Below are 17,582 nucleotides of genomic sequence, written 5' to 3'. Positions count from 1 at the left end.
CGTTTATGCAAGGTATAAGTATATCAGGGCAAGATGCATGGTCTTCTATTATAGTATCGTTCGCTATTTTCATCATTATATGGGGTCTGATTCCAGGCTTAACTATAAAGTATGTATGTAAAAGTCAAACACTAGGTATAGCAAGTTTTTTTGTTGGTATTGCCTATGGGGTTAAAGCAGGTCATTTCCTTATTTAAATACGATTTGGTGTAAGTAAGGAAGCTTGGACCGCTATTAGCTAAGTGGGAATCCCTTTTGTTTCCTGTTATTTTTTTAGAGAAATTCTCCATAATAACAGTTAAAGAGGTGAATCCGATGACAGATAACAATGTTGGGTTTGGAGTTAGCGGAGGCGAAGAGACGAGAAAAAAATCTACTGTTTCTAGTGAAGCTCCTATATCTAGTGATGTACAACAAAATCAGAAACAAGATAACTACGAAAAGCTTAGCCACCAACTAAATTCATTATCTGATGATGAATTTAGAGCAGATCGTGATGAAGATTAAGGGTTTCCTATCAAAAAAGAATATTTAAATTAAATAAAGTATTATGAAAGTAAACTAATTGGATTCCATGGCTTTAACGTGATAGCATTAACTACTGGTACAAACATACCACTTGACTATTTTGACATGCTATTTTGTCAAAGTTCTTAGTTATTTCTTTGATAACTGAGAATCCATTTGTAACCTTTAAGTAGAGATATAAAGGTAATCCTTCACTTTAATAAGTGAAGGATTTTTTTTTATCATTTCGTAATGGTTTTGCGATGATTTGGATTAACGGGGATAAAACAGATACATTGTATACAATGTAAACGTCGTCATGTATAATGTAACTTATTCTTAGTTGAAAACTTGAATGAGCAAGGGAGACATACTCGAGATAAGCGGAGGCATACACCAGTGTCTAAGAAAATACATGCTTTTAATGATATTATCCGAAAGCTGCGCAAAAAACTTTTTGGAAAAGGTCCAGAACGAATTCATACTGTATTTGTTCAAAATATGGCTATTTCAACTTTGTACGGCAACTTAACGCCAGCTGAACAATTTATCGCGAGAACAACCGAAGGTAAAGAGACGGTACATATGGCAAGAACAAAGCTTATTCAAAACCTTTACGCTTCATCTCCTCCAGAGGGGCTTGAAGACTTGTTAGGAGCTAAGCTGGAGTACTTATTTTCTGATATCAAAGTAGAAGAAGATATCGCTGTTTCTGTGTTTGTGTTTGAAACCAGTATTCAGTAGAACAACGTAAAATACATAATTTAATTAAATGAAAGAGAAGTAGGATCTGCTTGTTTTTTATTTGATTTTATTATAGATAATGATGACTGATATACTGTAAAGAAAGTGCAGGATTATTAGGCAGCATTCAAAAACCTTGTGTAAAAGGTGTTTTTGAGTGCTGCCTTTTTTAGTTAAGGAGGAGTTTTATGGCATTTTACAAGCCGGATAAAATGTTAAACATCGCTTTAGAAGCGGGGTTTCAAAAACGAAGCTATCCCTTTCTTCCATTCTCATGCTTGGGTTTTTAGGAGGCGCATTTATTGCGCTTGGTTTTTTACTAGATGTACGCGTCATTGGTAATTTACCGGCTGAATGGGGAAGTTTATCGAATCTTTTAGGAGGGGCCGTCTTTCCTGTAGGTCTTATGCTGGTCGTACTTGGGGGAGCGGAGCTTATTACGGGGAATATGATGTCTGTTTCCATTGCTTTGTATGCAAGAAAAATTTCACTTCGTCACTTGTTTCATAACTGGTTTTGGGTCACGCTTGCTAACTTTTTAGGTGCCGTGTTTATTGCATATTTCTTTGGACATATTGTAGGTTTAACAGAAACAGGGCCTTTTTTAGATAAAACGATAGCAATTGCTCAAGCTAAAATTGATGATTCGTTTTTTAAAACGCTTATTTCTGCTGTGGGCTGCAACTGGCTTGTATGTTTAGCTATTTGGCTTTCATACGGCGCTGACGATGTTACGGGGAAAATTCTTGGTATTTGGTTTCCGATTATGGCATTTGTTGCGATTGGCTTTCAGCACGTTGTAGCCAATATGTTTATTATTCCCGCTGCTATTTTTGCAGGTCACTTTACATGGATTGATTTTATTGCAAATATTATCCCTACCTTTATTGGAAATATGATAGGAGGAGCTGTATTTGTAGGCCTTATTTATTTTTCTTCTTATCAACGGAAACAAAAAGAACAATTAAAAAAAGCTTCTTAAGCGGTTTTATCAGTTGTCATAAAAAAAGCAGTCTCCTAGTAAAGAGGCTGCTTTTTTGATAATGAAAGGTGAAAAAATGTACTTTTAACAATTTATGTATGATAACATATAAAACAATTAAGGTTCGGTAAAGGGTCAAGTTCGTTTTTTTTATTTCCATAATAATATTATGGTTAACTAGATGGTGGAGAATACATTCGCAAGGGAGAGAAAGAAAGAGTGAATATTGGTATAGGATTGATTCTGCTATCTGTCGCACTACTATTTCTTATATCAGGAATGTTTTTACGCAAAAAGAGAAAAAAGGTATGTAGCAACAGTTTGTTAATCGCAGGAACATTGATTTTATCAGCAGGTCTATTATTAATCACTGGTTTATATGATCCGTATGCAAATCATATTTAATAGCGTATTAAAGGAGAGTGAAAAAATTGAAGTTCATGTTTGCTGTTTTATTGATTATATTCGGCAGCATTTTAGTTGGGTTGACCAGTAACAGTCTAGGCGCGACAGGTAATAACATCATGCATTTAGCTGGAATTGGGTGCTTTATAGCAGCTATTTTTATAGTAAAAGGCAAAAAAGATACTAAACGCCGTACAAAAAGGGAATGCGGTGTTTAATCACGCATTCTTTTTTGATGTGAGCAGTTCTAGGCCTTTGTCGTCCACTTTTTCTTAAGATTATTATAAAATAGAAAATAACAGCTATACATACAGCAGTAAGGTGGGATTTAATATAATGAAACAATCTAGCAAAACGATCGGTATCGTAGCGCATGTCGATGCAGGAAAGACAACGTTTTCCGAACAGCTTCTTTATCATACCAAAAGTATTAAACAACGAGGAAGAGTCGACCACAAAGATTCCTTTCTTGATACCCATACGATTGAAAAAGAACGAGGAATTACGGTATTTGCCGATCAAGGAACTTTTTCATATAATGGTTCTACTTACTATTTAATTGATACGCCGGGCCACGTCGATTTTTCACCTGAAATGGAACGTTCTATTCAAGTGATGGACTATGCAATTGTTATCTTAAGTGCAGTAGAAGGAGTCGAAGGCCATACAGAAACCGTTTGGCAGCTGCTTCAAAAACATCGTGTGCCCGTATTCTTTTTCATCAATAAAATCGATCGTGTAGGAGCAAATCCTGAACGTGTTATAAACGATATTAAACATAACTTAACCCCCGATGTTTTTGACATAACGTCAGAGCTTATAGATGGCTCGTTAAGTGAGGAACTTATTGAATTTATAGCTGAAAAAGATGAAGAGCTTTTAGATGTATTTATGGAAGGCAAGAATGATCAAGCTTATTGGAAAGCAGCTAGGCAAAAGCTTATTCAAACCAATCAGCTTTTCCCGTGTGCTAGTGGTTCAGCTTTACAAGATATCGGCATTGAAAGTTTTTTAGAGAAGCTCGATTTGCTAACAGAAACTCGCTACTCGAAGGAAGAAGCATTTTCAGGTCGTGTATATAAAATTCGGCACGATGAAAATGGCATGCGCATCACGTTTATCAAAGCTCTAAGCGGGACAATGCAGGTGCGTGATGAAGTGGCTTATGAAAAAAACGGAGAGCTATACGAAGAAAAAATCACTCGAATTCGTGCTTATAACGGAAGTACATTTAAAAACGTAAATGAAGGTTCAGCTGGCGAACTTTTTGCGGTTACAGGGTTGTCTTCAGCATCGATTGGAGACGGTCTTGGAACATTAAAAGAAAGCCGCTCCTACGAACTTTTGCCTACGTTAAAATCAAAAGTTGTTTTTGAGCCTTCTGTTCATCCAAAAGAAGGAATTAAACTTTTTCAATTATTAGATGCTGAAGACCCTTCTTTACATGTGACGTGGGAAGAAAGGGCTCAAGAGCTTCATATTCATGTGATGGGAGCAATTCAGCTAGAAGTCCTCGAAAAACTGATAAAAGAACGTTTTAATATAAACGTACAGTTTGAAGAACCAGAAATTTTGTACAAAGAATCCATTCAAAATACGGTGATGGGCTACGGGCATTTTGAACCGTTGAAACACTATGCAGAAGTTCATTTGAAAATAGAAGCAGCGGAACGAAACAGCGGAATTACTTTTGAAAATGCTTGTCACGCCGACGATTTATCCGTGGGGTATCAAAATCTAGTCCGTCAGCATATATTTGAAAAGCCGCATCATGGTTTGTTAACGGGTTCACCTATTACTGATATAAAAGTGACATTATGTACTGGACGAGCTCACAACAAGCATACAAGCGGAGGAGATTTTAGAGAAGCAACGTACCGTGCACTGCGACAAGGGTTAGAAAAAGCAGAAAATATTGTTCTAGAACCGTATTATGATTTCAAAATTAAAGTGGATATTGATCAAATGGGTAGGGTATTAGCGGATGTTCAAAGTGCAAACGGTCGCTTTGATTCCCCTGAAACAACCGAAAACAAAGCGATTATTACAGGCAAAGTTCCTGTTGCTACTTTTATGACCTACGGTTCGACGCTAGCATCTTTTACGCATGGAAAAGGAGCGATGTCTCTATTATTCGGAGGGTATGAACGCTGTCATAATGAAGCAGAAGTGATTGAACAAATCCGCTACAATAAAGAGGCGGATCCCGAATACAGCTCATCGTCCGTCTTTTGCGCAAAAGGACAGGGCTATACGGTTCCTTGGAAAGAAGCAGAAGAAAAAATGCACTGTTTATAAAAAGCACTGTAGCGATTGCTACAGTGCTTTTTTCGTAGCAATCTTTGCAATCTTTCAACAGCTGTTTTCTCCATACCTTTACAATAAAAACCACATTATAGTATAGTTTACTTATATTTCTAAAAAAGAGGTGACAGAAACGTGGACGCTACTGTTAATACAACTAAAAGCGGTATAATAGGTGGGATTCTTGGAGGAATTTCACTTTTATATGTCATTATTAATACTTTATTGATCCTTAACTTTTTTACAGGACTTATTGCGGCTGAAAAGCTTCAAGGACTGCCTATTATTGCACCTATCTTTTTAGTTCCGCTCATGATTGTTCCTGCAATTATTGGTTTTTTTATAAAAAAAGACAAGCTCTGTCTATGGGCGATTATTTTAAATATCATCTTGTTTCTTGTACCAATTGGCTACCATGTCATCGGTACGTTAGTATTTGGCCCTTAATTAAAAAACGAACAAACTTCAATATAAAGTTTGTTCGTTTTTTTATATCATATGACCTTCTATAACCACTATTGAGCGGGAGCAGTAGCTGTACTGCTTTTTTCATCTTTCACCATCATCCTTACGCCTTGTACAACCGCAATTCCTTCCCACTTATCAAGATCAGGTTCGAGAAATTCTAAAGCAAACGTGTGGGGACGTAATGACAGAAAAGAAGAGAGTGTGCGGACTTGAATAATAGGAACGCCGGAACGCAAAACGTCGAATTTGCGATCTGTTATATTCCCCGTAATTTCATATGTATCGCCATCGTTTCTGATATAAAGATACTTCTTTTTAAAAAAAGTAAATTTTCGCTGAATCATGCCAACTTCATTTCCGTGGGGATCAGAAATAATCAGCTTCGGCATAAGGGCAAACATTTTAGATTTACCTGTAAATATAATTTCTTCGTCCTTTAAAATCTCAAATTTATTAGCAATAGATAACTTATATGCGACATTTCCAATAACGTCTTGTGATTCATTATAGATAGGAGATTCACCTAACTCGAAAAACTTATCTTGCAAGATAATCCCTTGTTTCTCCATTTAAAAACCTCCTTTTACAATATATTACCATATTTTACACCTTTTGAGTTTGGTAAGACCATTTTCATGGGTATTATTAAATAAAGTTCATCCTTACGTGCTACGGATAATGAGAAGAATGAAAATAGGTTTCAAAGCTCATAATGTGTAAAGGAGACCTGCTTGTTACAACACCAGGTGGAACGTAAAGTAATTTGTTAGATATACATAAGGAGATGATACTTTATGCCTCAATGGCACCCGCATCGTGAACAAAAAAATTTACCTGATGAATTTCCTGTTAATCCGCTTTTTTCTCGACAAGGAGAAGTGACGATTCCAAGGCTGCGTATCAGTGATCAAGGTATGCTTCCAGAAACAGCTTATCAAATCATTCATGACGAAATTGCTTTAGACGGAAATGCCCGTTTAAATTTAGCTACGTTTGTTACTACGTGGATGGAGCCTGATGCAAAGCGTTTGTACGGAGAATCTTTTGATAAAAATATGATCGATAAAGACGAGTATCCGCAGACAGCGGCTATCGAAGAGAGATGCGTACGTATTTTAGCGGATTTGTGGAATTCACCTAATCCTGATACAACGATGGGCGTTTCTACTACAGGCTCATCTGAAGCATGTATGCTTGGCGGACTGGCTTTAAAAAGACGCTGGCAGAAACTGCGTAAAAGTAAAGGGCTATCAACGGACCGCCCGAACATTGTATTTAGTTCATCCGTTCAAGTAGTATGGGAGAAGTTCGCAAACTATTGGGACGTAGAACCTCGTTATGTGAACATTAATCCAGATCATCCTTATTTGGATGCAGAAGGCGTCATTAATGCGGTTGACGAAAATACAATTGGTGTCGTACCGATTCTTGGAGTGACGTATACAGGAGTTTACGAACCAATTGCTGCTATCGCAAAAGCTTTAGACGAGTTACAGGAAAAAAAAGGGTTGGATATTCCTATTCATGTAGATGCTGCTTCTGGAGGTTTTATCGCTCCATTTCTTCAACCAGACCTTGTCTGGGATTTCCGCTTGCCGCGAGTAAAGTCCATTAACGTGTCAGGACACAAGTATGGTTTAGTTTACCCTGGTTTAGGGTGGGTGATTTGGAGAGAAAAAGAAGACTTGCCTGAAGATCTTATTTTCCGCGTTTCTTATTTAGGAGGCAACATGCCAACTTTTGCGCTCAACTTCTCTAGACCAGGAGCACAAGTTCTTTTACAGTACTACAATTTCTTGCGTTTAGGTAAAGACGGCTATTATGCCGTGCAAAAAACCTCCCAAGAAAACGCGCTGTTTCTCAGCAAAGAAATTGGAGAAATGGAAGCGTTCGAAATTCTTGCTGATGGTTCAGATATCCCGGTTCTTGCTTGGAAACTGAAAGAAGGATATACACCAAACTGGACGCTTTATGATTTGTCTAGACAACTGCGTACGTATGGATGGCAAGTTCCTGCTTATCCACTACCTGCAGACATGGAAGAAATAACAATCATGCGCATTGTCGTTAGAAATGGATTTTCAAGGGACCTGGCTCATTTATTTATGGTTAATTTCAAACAAGCCGTTGAATTTCTTAACTCATTGGATAGACCTGTTCTTAAAGACACGAAATACGACAATGGATTTCATCATTAACATTTGTTACGAAAACACAAAGCCGTATTATGAAAAATTGCATGGCTTTGTGTTTTTTTATGCATAAAAAGATAATTTTTTCAAAAAATTCCATAAACAACACAAGAAAATATTCTTATATTTTCTTAATTTTGGTATAATAACCCCTAAGGTTTATATAGTTCTTTAGAATTATATAAAACCTAAAAAAAGATAAAAAAAGGGGATAATAGTCTATGAAAATGTTGAAAGTTGCTTTTGGTATTCCACTGTTAGCTATATTGCTAGCAGCCTGTAGCGAGGAGTCCAGTGAAACTGTATCGCAAAAAGAAGAGCCTACAGAGAAATCAACAGCGGTTCATACGAAAGAAAATGGCAATAAAACGGCTGTAAAAGAATCATCGCCGAATACATTACAAACAAAAGCATCAACCATTAAAAAAGCAGTTAATTCTAAAGAGGCTGATCGCGATTACTTATTAAACGTAATGAATGGTTATCAGTATATCCAAGTAGGTGACAATCAGTATATTTACTATGGTATTAATCAAGAGCAAAATGTTTTTTGTATGATGGAAGTTAATTTTGACGCCAGTGGTGATTATGTAGAAAACATCAATTTTGTTGATAATGCTTCAGAAGAACAAATTGCTTTGCTTCAAAACCAAATACAAGAACAACAAAAGCAATTATCAGACCTTGAACAGCAACAAATGGAAAAGGAATTAGATGATTACTATGCGCAGATAGAAGAAGACCGACAAAAAGAAGAAGAGGCGCAGGCCAAAGCTGATGCAGAAGCTGAAGCTCAGGCAAAAGCGGATGAGGAAGAAGTTCAGGCTGATTCAGAAGATGAGGTCCAAACGGAATCGGAATCAGAACCAGAGCAAGAAGAAGATACAGAAGCAATTGAGGAAGAGGAACCAGCCGAACAAACAGTTTCCCAAGAGCAAGCTATCCAGCTAGTTCGTGATCAGCAAGGCATATCTGAAGATTCACCTCTCCTTGTAACATATGATCACGTTGACGACTCAGGAAACTATATTATCCATGTTTATGAAAATGTTGTGGATAATGAAGAAACAGGAGAGGAACATACAGCTACACAAGGTTGGTATCAAGTAAGTCCTAGTGATGGGTCCATTACTGATGTTACGGTAGATGGTTACTAATAGAAAGTAAAAGAAGCGTTCCTAAAAAGGAATGGCTTCTTTTTTTAAGGTATAATTTTTATTTTATAGGAATCTCCTGAAAAATGGAGCGATGATATATGATATAGATGAAATTGAAAGTTGTTACTGCTTTGCTATTAGTAAATATTTTATTAGACTTGGAGGACCACTTTTGCACAAATTAAAATACATTTCGTTATTTATGTTTACTTTTTTATTTTTACAAGGATGCGAAGAAAAATCGAATTCTATGATTCGAAGTGAATCAGCTAGACCTGAAGTAATAAAAGAAGCAAAAAAAGAGAAGGAAAATATGACAGTGGTTTATGATAAAGCAAAATGGCATTATGAGGGAGACTTTCCAGAAGGGTTAGATGATAAACAAGGTTTTGTACATACGGGAATGTATCTGGGGTGGATTATTGAGAACCATTTATATAGCAAAGAATTTAAAGAAGCGGCTGCTAATGAAATCATCAAATTTAAACAAAAGAAAATGACAGGAACTGAAATATACATGAACTGGGATGGTGTATTTGTAAGTGATATGTTAAATGAGGAGGGTAATGCTTTTACAAAAGCCTATTTTGACTTTAAAGACGGTGTTTATTTGGATGATTATGAAGAAGTATTTCCTCATGTGAAATCTCTTTACGAAGTGAAAGACACATGGGGAAATTATGAAACGTTAAAACCGAAACTTAATGAGCGTTTTAATAGCTGGAAACATAAAAAAACAACGACCAAGGGGAATACGATGTTTACAATTGACGATTATATTAGTTCCTTAAAAGAAAGTCTTCAAAAAAATGAACATGTATTGATTGCAAACATAAAAGAGATACAGACTTTTCATTATTATGAAGGAATTGATTTGCTGGACTTTGAGATTTTTATGCAACCGTTTGATTTGTCTATTATGATGTTTTCTATGGATGATGAAGCGAATGAAGTTTTTTATGAAGGAAATGACAGAAAGATTTTTTCAGGTAGTCATCCTTTATTTGACGAGACTCAATACTATGATCTTCCTGCTGAAAACTCGGATGCTTTTTGGGAGTTTTATGAGCAAAATGAAGAATCCATCTCTGCTGCTGAAGAAGAAACTATTGTAAGGTGGTTTGTTTCCTGCTGGAATAAAGCGGGTGGTAAAAGCTTTGAATTGCCTGTCTATTTAGACTTCCATGATGATATAAAATCTTTTGATTTACACAAGAACAAGTGGATAGATAGTGAAGAAAAATGGGCTAAGTAGCTGAGTGAAAGTAGATTTACATACCCACTAAACCTAGTGAAAATAAATAAGATCAAAGCAAGCGGGAAGTTTTTATTCATTTCTAATTTTAAATTAAGTTTATTTTCCACTTTCTTATAATATAAAGGGTGACTAGCTTTGAGGATTGTAGAGACGACTATTTTTACCATCGAACCTGATGATAATTGTTTAAATATCATTGATGCAGATTACAAAGATGAATATGGACTGGTCTTAGTTCAAAAACGCCATAATAGATTCGAATTGTCTGTAAACGGTACTACTCTTTATCCACGTTTAAAAATAAACTATCCTTTTGTCAGATGGATTGATTATAAGCATTTTTTGATAATGAATCCTAGAACTAAGGGAGAAAAGCACAATTTGTTTATTATGAATATCGATAGAGAAGTCATACGGTCATTCTATTGTGGAGATGCTGTGCAAGACGTAGCGGTTAGTAAAGAAGGAATATGGTGCAGCTATTTCGACGAAGGCGTTTTTGGTGAAGGGATATCAACAGAAGGGTTAGTATTATTTGATAATACAGGTTCACCAACTTTTCAATATCACACTCATTTACCAGATGCTCCATCCATTGCAGATTGTTATGCAATTTGCAGAGGTAAAAATACGACACTTTGGTTATATCCATATACAGATTTTGAGTTAATTGAAGTAAATCCCGAGAAGAATTCTTTTATTGCACATCAAACTCCTGAAACGTTACATGGATCACAAGCAATAAGTATTAGAGGAGAATATAGCTATTTTTACAGCCCATACAACAAGGAAGGAACTTTATACAGTTGGAAAGCAGAAGACAGTGGTGCTAAAAAAATAGGTAAGTTAAGCGGAACCCTTAGAGGACTAGATACAAGGCAAAAAGCTCATTTTATAGGGATTGAGGAAAAGAGCATAAAAGTTTACACCATCATCAACCCGAAAGAGTATTAAAACATAAAATTCGACTTACACAGATGCGTTTATTCAAGGGTTAGAATCTATTTTAACTCAGTATCCAATTAAAGAAATTTAAATTATATAAATCAAAGAGGTAATGTATTTTATGAAAAGTTGGTTCAAAAAACATTCTACTAATAAAAAACATGAGGATAGCAATACATATTGGCAATTAGATAATGTTTATGAAAGAAACAAAGAATCTCCTTATACATTTTACAAGCCAAGCAAAGCGGTGACGGATAAATTAAAAGCGGGAGACCTGGTGAAGTTAGTTTTCTTTAGTGATTCAGATACAGCTGGTTACAAAGGAGAAAGAATGTGGGTGGAAATTATGGATAAAAACAAAGAGAACTTTGTTGGAAAGCTTGATAATGAACCTTATCATTTAAAGGGCTTAAAACTTGGTCAAATCCTGCATTTTGGCACTGAACATATTTGTGATACTGAATATGAAGACGATGACGCTGTAAAGATGGACTATTACTTTAATACCCTCGTAACAGTTAGCAATGATGTTTTAGAAAGAAACGAGTTTAATTTTCTGTTAAAGGATAAACCAAATGAACCGAATGATTCAGGATGGGTTATCTTTAGCGGATACGAAGAAGATGAATTTACTAGTAATCCAGATAATTTTCAAATTGTAGCTCTAGGAGTTGTTTTAAATGTTGATGACTCAATTTTAGCTTTTATAAATAAATCACCGCTATGTGCTTACGAAAGAAATGAGTTTGGGAAATTTGATAAAATTCATGACTACGATTGGGAAACATACCTTAGTGAGTGAAAGCTTGCAACTAGTAACTTGAAAAGTTTGTATGACAAGCGGCTGGAGGGGAAGAAGTTGTTCTTTTTCCTTTTTTGCGCTTCTCCATCAAATCAACTAATATCACACTGATTCATAGCTACTTTAAACTTAGGATACAAAATTGTAAAGTTCTAGGATAAACCATAAGGAGTTACTTGATTACATATAAAATGATACGTACTGGCGTATTCAGGCGATTGTGATTAAGTGAGCGGTCATTTTAACCATTTGTAAGATATAATCTATAGCTTGTACTATTTCACATTTGACTTTAAAAGCATCATTCAGTCGATTTTTAAGAGTTCTGTTTACAGCCCCAAATTAAAATCATGAGAGTAAAACCAGCTCACTTGAAAACAAATCTATATACTTTAAAGAAAAAGCAAAAGGTGATAGACATTCCAAGGTTCTAAGAGCAAGGGAGACCCTAAAGATTTTATTTCTTTTTCTAGTTTACATAATATATATTCTAGGAACCAATAGACGAAACATAAATTTTGTCTCATTATAAAAGTATACTTATGATAGTGAGACAGAATTAAAAAAATGGGATAGGGTTTATATTTATATCAATCGACTGGCTAAACTAATTATCCATAAGATTTGTTCTAATTGAACAATTGTAGATATAATTTTATGGAAATACATATGAATTTCACCAGTTTAGTTTTAGGATTTGTCAGTTCGGTTTATGTTTAGATTATATTTAGAGATGAGAAAAAATGAATGAGTTTACTTATAGGAATTAAATTTTACACTCATTCATTTTTTCTCATCGTATTCTCAATGAATCCTTTGCAAAACGATGAAATCTGTTTGTGTTTGATATCTTAAGGATTTATTTGCTACTGAACGTATATTTTTCATTTAGTACATATGTTTGCATTAAATGGATTTTTATTCATTGATAAAAGTCAAAACCTCGTATTTCCTGCAATAAGATACATCAGTTAGTATTTTTATACTATAAAATTCTGTGTTAAAATTACAACAAACCCCTTTCCTATCAGCTTTTTAGTGATTTTAGTTGTAGTTTCCTTTTTCATCGGGTATAATATTAAACAAATAGATGACGGTATAAATTGGATGTCATTATCCAGTTTTAAAGGAGCGATACTCATGAACATTACAATTTATTATGGAAATCATGAAGATAAAACAATTCATACAATGGATTGTCACGTAGATATCGATTTAGATGATGAAGATATGGTAGCTTTAACAGAAGCTCGTTAATGAATATATAAAAGGCTGTGGATGCTTTTCATCTGCAGCCTTTTATTTTTTTGCTCCCCCTCTTCTTTTCCATCTTTTAATGACCGCTACGTTTTAAGATCATTAGCTACTTTTATTATAAAATTTCAAATTCTCCGTTAACTTATCTTTACTTTTCGACACGTTTTTTGTATCATTAGATAAGAACGTATGTTCGTTTTATTTTTATCGTATTGATGATCACAAGGAGTGTTTTTGAATGACGGTACGAAAAAGAAAAAGAAAGAAGCTCCCTCCTACCCTATCCAATACAGGCTTTATTGGAGCAACGTTTGCTGATACAGATGAATTAGCACGCAATGAATATCACTTTCCTCGTAAGCAAATGAAAATTACCCATCATGTCTTAGATGCCTTGCTTCAAGGGGCAACGCACTTATTTCAACAGCATAAAGTTGAAGCCGCTATCTCATGCGTGTATCTTCCTAAGTACAAGAAGATTGGTTTAGTCCTTTCTAAACAGCCTTTTGGCAGCAATGAAGGCATTGGGTATTTTATTAATTACTTAAAGGAAATCGGACATATTGAGTGGGATGAAAAAACGAAAGACTACGAAATACATAATACGAGCTTTATCGGCGTGGTATTTGCAGATCTAGAAAAAATTGCTAAGTTCACCTTCGACTTTGAGCTGGAATTGCTGTCGAAGTTCGTTAAAGACTTAATTATTCCTGCTAAAGAGCTTTTCTTGCAGCATAATGTAAAAGCGTATCTCTCAGGCGTTGAAAATGAAGATCAGCATAAAGTAGGGTTTGTTTTATCGATCAAGCCTTATGATGAACGTAAGGAAGCAGACTTATATTTTGTGGAGTATTTAAAAGAACGTGGTTTATACGAAGAGGACGAGTCTGAAGAAGAGCTAGTACCTATTCATACAAAATGGAGCTTATTTAAATAACATACGTTATACCCGCTGTCTTAATAAGGTAAGCGGGTCTTTTTTTGCTTTTTACTAAAACCCAAAACAAATTAGTAGCAAGTACTAATAGTTAGTAATATAATAATAGTAATGATAAAAAATCATTGATATCTATAATATAAGGAGTCGTTTTTATGATTCAACTAAAAGATTTAGTTCCAAGTGAACATTACAACTTAACAGAGGAAATTGAAAAACATGCATCCGATCAGCTTGCGTTAAAGTGGCAGCACGCCGACGGTGCGCGTGAGGAAATTACATATAACCAGCTGTTAGCAAAAGCTAATAAAGTGGCAAACGGGTTAACAGAGCTAGGTTTAATAAAAGGCGATCATGTCTTGGTTATTGCACCTCGCCTTATTGAATCGTACGCTATTTACTTAGCATGCTTAAAAGCAGGTATTATTGTAATTCCTTCTTCAGAACTATTACGCGCAAAAGATATCCAATATCGTTTACATCACGCTGAAGCAAAAGCGATTATTTCTTACCATCCTTTCTGCAATGAGATCGATAAGATTGAAAACTTCCCTACTTCTCTACAACATAAAATTACGTTTGGTGCTGATGTTACGTCATGGACGCGCTTAGAGTCACTTACGGTTGATGCATCAGAACAGTTCCAAGCAGCTAAAACAACTAAGGATGATACGGCATTCCTTCCTTATACATCTGGTACAACAGGACAGCCAAAAGGCGTTGTTCATACTCATGGATGGGCTTATGCTCACCTTCGTATCGCAGCTGCTGAATGGTTAGATATTAAAAAAGGCGATACGGTCTGGGCAACAGCAGGTCCTGGTTGGCAAAAATGGATTTGGACTCCGTTTTTATCTGTACTTGGACAAGGTGCAACAGGCATTATCTATAACGGGCGTTTTGAACCTAAAAAGTTTTTAGAAATTTTACAGGATGAAAAAGTAAACGTACTGTGCTGTACGCCAACAGAGTACCGCTTTATGGCTAAAATTGATGAGCTTGAACGTTTTGACCTGTCTCACCTTCATAGCGCTGTATCTGCCGGAGAACCGCTAAATGAAGAAGTGATTAATGTGTTTAAAAAATATTTTAATATCCAAGTACGCGATGGATACGGTCAAACGGAGAATACTCTTTTAATCGGTACATTAAAAGGTGTAAAAACAAAGATTGGTTCAATGGGTAAACCGATGCTTGAAGGATTTGTAGAAATCATTAATGAAGACGGCGAACCTTGTAAGCCTGGAGAAGTTGGAGATATTGCCGTTCGTAGAGACCTCCCATCTCTTTTCAAGCACTACTATAAAGACATGGAGCGCACTGAGAAAACGTATAAAGGAAACTACTATTTAACAGGTGACCGCGCTTCTAAAGATGAAGATAACTATTACTGGTTCCAAGGACGCGGAGATGATATCATTATTAGTTCCGGCTATACAATTGGGCCATTTGAAGTTGAAGATGCATTAATTAAGCATCCAGCGGTGAAAGAATGTGCCGTTATAGCTAGCCCTGATGCTGATCGCGGCCATGTTGTAAAAGCGTATGTTGTTCTTGTCGATCATGTAAAAACAACAGATGCAGGTTTTATTAAAGAGCTGCAAAATCACGTAAAGGCTCTAACTGCACCTTACAAGTATCCTCGCGTAATTGAATTTATTGATGAATTGCCAAAAACTAATTCAGGTAAAATTCGACGTGTGGAACTTCGTGAACGCGAGCAACAAAAAGCATAATAAATGAAAAAAAGACGTATCTGTTAGGATACGTCTTTTTTTATTAGATAGCACGCTGTGAAGTACGAACATCCACCGTTAAAACACCGGTATTTACGTTTGCGTACGCTTTAATGATGACAGGGTAATCTTTGTTGTTTGTAAACTTAAAATCAGGTCCTCCCCACGATACAGTTGCATCTCTTCCTGCTGGTACATAACCTACATGTTTTGAATGGTGAGATCTAGCTGTCACTTGAAGACCAGCGCCGTCAATCGCATTAAATAGCGTAGAAGATGTTTGGCAGATCCCTCCGCCAATTCCCATCACCAGCTGTTTGTTGATAATTTCAGGAGCAGGCTGATAGCCTCTTTCTGCTGTGCGCTCCCCAACTGTTTGATTATAAGAAAATGAATCTCCAGGACCTAATACAACGTTGTTAATCGCTTCTGCGGATAGCTGAACATTTCTGTTTCGACTTGTATCACTTGGACGAAAACGTGTAGAATAGGAAGCTAACGATACATCAGCGATCCCTTGAGCAGATGCTGCCGTTACATTTGGAGCGGTTTCGTAAATCGGAACCTTCACATCCAATTGTTTCGCATTTAAGTTCTGCAGATTTTTAACAAGCTCTGCTTCTTTTAAAATGATTTGTTTGGAACCGCCGGTTAACGATCCATTTGCATCCATTTTTATGTTTTGCATAGGCGTGTCGATCCCTTTTGCCAGTTCAGACGCTAATTGCTTAATTTCTTGGTCGTATATGTCTTTATCCTTGTAATGAACCGGCTTGAATTCTTTCATTACTTGTCCTGTGCGGGAATCTTTCAGCTGATACGTCAGGTCTTCGACTTTAAGGACTGGTTTTTTCTTTTTCTCAGTCTTTTTTTCTGCTTTTTTCGCTGCTTGTTTTTGTTCTATCGCGGCTGTTTGCTTTGCAGAATGATTAGTATACATGCTGTACGCAATAAACGCACTAACAATTGTCGCGCTAAGCAAAAGCGCCCCTAAGACTTTCTTCATGTAATTGAATCCCCCCATATCTCGGCTTTACCTCAATATGTTTTTTCTATAAAAATATGTATACATTCATTTTATACAAACATAGTCTAAAAGACGATACGTCAAAGTGAATAATCACCATTTTTTATATTTTTTTCTTTGTTCAACACATGAGATAAAGCGGATTGATGTTCATAGACCCCATTTTCCAGAAAACATATGTTGTATACGTTTCCTAATATTACTATTCTTATATATAATAGCACGAAAACAAGGATTTTTTAACGAAATATGGTAATTATTTTTAAATTTTTCTGACAATTTTCGCAGTGTTGTTCATTTTTCTATGGGCATTATACATGGTATAATGGTAAAAATGGAATTTGTTTTATGAGGAGGATTTACGCTTGACTGAACGTTATAGCAAAGAAGAGATTAGTCATCAGCTAGAAAGTATAGATCATGTAAAAGAAGCTCTTTTAAAATATAAAAACACCGTAATCGGTGAGAAATATGATTTGCTTCCCTACCATTTAACTTCAACAAAAGAGGCAATCTTAAAGACTATTCACGATAAAAAAAGCTGTATTGTTAGCGATATCACAAAAGTACTTGGGCTCTCACCCGGTGCTATCACCATTGTATTAAATCAATTAGAAGATGATGAGCTTGTGAATCGTATTTATAAAAAGCAAAACCGCCGGAGCGTGTGGGTAGAGTTGACAGAAAAAGGCGAAAAAGTTGTCGAAATATTGCAAGCTACTCGTGTCGATTTTTGGTCAGATTTACTTTCACACTTATCAGAAGAAGAAAGAGATCAATACTTTCACATTATGAAAAAAATATCTCAAAAATTACAGCAATAAATATAAAAAAAGCGGCTATAAAGGCCGCTTTTTT

Annotated in this window: 16 protein-coding genes and 2 pseudogenes; 16 read left to right on the top strand and 2 right to left on the bottom strand. The window is 35.7% G+C overall.

The window, feature by feature from the left end:
* Window positions 1–5: 5 nt before the first annotated feature.
* The 8 genes and pseudogenes from ACFX4G_RS07770 to ACFX4G_RS07735 all read left to right on the top strand — a co-directional run bounded on the left by ACFX4G_RS07770 (window position 6) and on the right by ACFX4G_RS07735 (window position 5,389).
* Complete coding sequence (locus tag ACFX4G_RS07770; RefSeq protein WP_025751820.1) at window positions 6–197, top strand: hypothetical protein; 192 nt, start codon at window positions 6–8, stop codon at window positions 195–197.
* Between the two features lie 118 nt (window positions 198–315).
* A complete protein-coding gene (locus ACFX4G_RS07765; protein ID WP_014459966.1) occupies window positions 316–507 on the top strand; it encodes a hypothetical protein in 192 nt (63 codons plus the stop codon).
* Window positions 508–906: 399 nt separating this feature from the next.
* Window positions 907–1,251, top strand: a complete 345-nt coding sequence (locus tag ACFX4G_RS07760; RefSeq protein ID WP_377573752.1) for a Na-translocating system protein MpsC family protein — start codon at window positions 907–909, stop codon at window positions 1,249–1,251.
* Window positions 1,252–1,439: 188 nt separating this feature from the next.
* A pseudogene (locus tag ACFX4G_RS07755) lies at window positions 1,440–2,233 on the top strand (formate/nitrite transporter family protein).
* A gap of 219 nt (window positions 2,234–2,452) precedes the next feature.
* On the top strand, window positions 2,453–2,638 hold the full coding sequence (locus tag ACFX4G_RS07750; RefSeq protein ID WP_082178495.1) for a hypothetical protein: 186 nt from the start codon (window positions 2,453–2,455) through the stop codon (window positions 2,636–2,638).
* Window positions 2,639–2,673: 35 nt separating this feature from the next.
* Window positions 2,674–2,856 carry a hypothetical protein gene (locus ACFX4G_RS07745; RefSeq protein WP_377573816.1) on the top strand — a complete coding sequence of 61 codons (183 nt, stop codon included), beginning with the start codon at window positions 2,674–2,676 and terminating at the stop codon, window positions 2,854–2,856.
* A 118-nt stretch (window positions 2,857–2,974) separates the two neighbouring features.
* Window positions 2,975–4,936, top strand: a complete 1,962-nt coding sequence (locus tag ACFX4G_RS07740) for a GTP-binding protein (RefSeq protein ID WP_377573748.1) — start codon at window positions 2,975–2,977, stop codon at window positions 4,934–4,936.
* 141 nt (window positions 4,937–5,077) lie between these two features.
* Complete coding sequence (locus ACFX4G_RS07735; protein ID WP_097823349.1) at window positions 5,078–5,389, top strand: hypothetical protein; 312 nt, start codon at window positions 5,078–5,080, stop codon at window positions 5,387–5,389.
* A gap of 68 nt (window positions 5,390–5,457) precedes the next feature.
* On the opposite strand, the gene ACFX4G_RS07730 is transcribed toward ACFX4G_RS07735, so the two are convergent.
* Window positions 5,458–5,979, bottom strand: a complete 522-nt coding sequence (locus ACFX4G_RS07730) for an LURP-one-related family protein (protein WP_377573744.1) — start codon at window positions 5,977–5,979, stop codon at window positions 5,458–5,460.
* A 225-nt stretch (window positions 5,980–6,204) separates the two neighbouring features.
* Between ACFX4G_RS07730 and gad the strand changes: the two genes are divergently transcribed.
* The 7 genes and pseudogenes from gad (at window position 6,205) to mbcS (ending at window position 15,697) form a co-directional block, all read left to right on the top strand.
* Window positions 6,205–7,608 carry a glutamate decarboxylase gene (gene gad / locus ACFX4G_RS07725; protein ID WP_377573741.1) on the top strand — a complete coding sequence of 468 codons (1,404 nt, stop codon included), beginning with the start codon at window positions 6,205–6,207 and terminating at the stop codon, window positions 7,606–7,608.
* Window positions 7,609–7,823: 215 nt separating this feature from the next.
* Complete coding sequence (locus ACFX4G_RS07720) at window positions 7,824–8,759, top strand: hypothetical protein (protein WP_377573738.1); 936 nt, start codon at window positions 7,824–7,826, stop codon at window positions 8,757–8,759.
* A gap of 313 nt (window positions 8,760–9,072) precedes the next feature.
* Window positions 9,073–9,495: pseudogene (locus tag ACFX4G_RS07715) on the top strand (DUF7832 domain-containing protein); the annotation flags it as partial.
* Window positions 9,496–10,152: 657 nt separating this feature from the next.
* Entirely contained in the window at window positions 10,153–10,971 is an 819-nt protein-coding gene (locus ACFX4G_RS07710) for a TetR family transcriptional regulator (protein ID WP_377573735.1), read from the top strand.
* Window positions 10,972–11,083: 112 nt separating this feature from the next.
* The gene (locus ACFX4G_RS07705; protein WP_377573732.1) at window positions 11,084–11,767 is read left to right on the top strand and encodes an immunity protein Imm33 domain-containing protein; all 684 of its coding nucleotides are present in this window, start codon (window positions 11,084–11,086) and stop codon (window positions 11,765–11,767) included.
* 1,495 nt (window positions 11,768–13,262) lie between these two features.
* Entirely contained in the window at window positions 13,263–13,961 is a 699-nt protein-coding gene (locus ACFX4G_RS07700; RefSeq protein ID WP_097823354.1) for a hypothetical protein, read from the top strand.
* A gap of 155 nt (window positions 13,962–14,116) precedes the next feature.
* The gene (gene mbcS, locus ACFX4G_RS07695) at window positions 14,117–15,697 is read left to right on the top strand and encodes an acyl-CoA synthetase MbcS (protein WP_097823355.1); all 1,581 of its coding nucleotides are present in this window, start codon (window positions 14,117–14,119) and stop codon (window positions 15,695–15,697) included.
* Between the two features lie 43 nt (window positions 15,698–15,740).
* Here mbcS and ACFX4G_RS07690 read toward each other — a convergent pair whose 3' ends face one another.
* On the bottom strand, window positions 15,741–16,703 hold the full coding sequence (locus tag ACFX4G_RS07690) for a VanW family protein (protein WP_377573728.1): 963 nt from the start codon (window positions 16,701–16,703) through the stop codon (window positions 15,741–15,743).
* A 386-nt stretch (window positions 16,704–17,089) separates the two neighbouring features.
* On the opposite strand from ACFX4G_RS07690, the gene ACFX4G_RS07685 reads away from it, so the two are divergent.
* Window positions 17,090–17,548 (top strand): MarR family winged helix-turn-helix transcriptional regulator, encoded by a 459-nt coding sequence (locus ACFX4G_RS07685; RefSeq protein WP_013057155.1) that lies wholly within the window; start codon window positions 17,090–17,092, stop codon window positions 17,546–17,548.
* Window positions 17,549–17,582: the final 34 nt, after the last annotated feature.

It is taken from the genome of Priestia sp. YIM B13486 (assembly GCF_042787865.1).
GTDB classification, from domain to species: Bacteria; Bacillota; Bacilli; order Bacillales; family Bacillaceae_H; genus Priestia; species Priestia megaterium.
The sequence above is the reverse complement of the archived record's forward strand: the minus strand, read 5'-3'. Positions and strand labels throughout refer to the sequence as shown.

Bases quoted from the DNA above. Each gene is read 5' to 3' on its own strand.
- ACFX4G_RS07770 (WP_025751820.1), top strand. From the start codon at position 6: ATGCAAGGTATAAGTATATCAGGGCAAGATGCATGGTCTTCTATTATA.
- ACFX4G_RS07765 (WP_014459966.1), top strand. From the start codon at position 316: ATGACAGATAACAATGTTGGGTTTGGAGTTAGCGGAGGCGAAGAGACG.
- ACFX4G_RS07745 (WP_377573816.1), top strand. From the start codon at position 2,674: ATGTTTGCTGTTTTATTGATTATATTCGGCAGCATTTTAGTTGGGTTG.
- ACFX4G_RS07740 (WP_377573748.1), top strand. From the start codon at position 2,975: ATGAAACAATCTAGCAAAACGATCGGTATCGTAGCGCATGTCGATGCA.
- ACFX4G_RS07730 (WP_377573744.1), bottom strand. From the start codon at position 5,979: ATGGAGAAACAAGGGATTATCTTGCAAGATAAGTTTTTCGAGTTAGGT.
- gad (WP_377573741.1), top strand. From the start codon at position 6,205: ATGCCTCAATGGCACCCGCATCGTGAACAAAAAAATTTACCTGATGAA.
- ACFX4G_RS07720 (WP_377573738.1), top strand. From the start codon at position 7,824: ATGAAAATGTTGAAAGTTGCTTTTGGTATTCCACTGTTAGCTATATTG.
- ACFX4G_RS07705 (WP_377573732.1), top strand. From the start codon at position 11,084: ATGAAAAGTTGGTTCAAAAAACATTCTACTAATAAAAAACATGAGGAT.
- ACFX4G_RS07700 (WP_097823354.1), top strand. From the start codon at position 13,263: ATGACGGTACGAAAAAGAAAAAGAAAGAAGCTCCCTCCTACCCTATCC.
- mbcS (WP_097823355.1), top strand. From the start codon at position 14,117: ATGATTCAACTAAAAGATTTAGTTCCAAGTGAACATTACAACTTAACA.
- ACFX4G_RS07690 (WP_377573728.1), bottom strand. From the start codon at position 16,703: ATGAAGAAAGTCTTAGGGGCGCTTTTGCTTAGCGCGACAATTGTTAGT.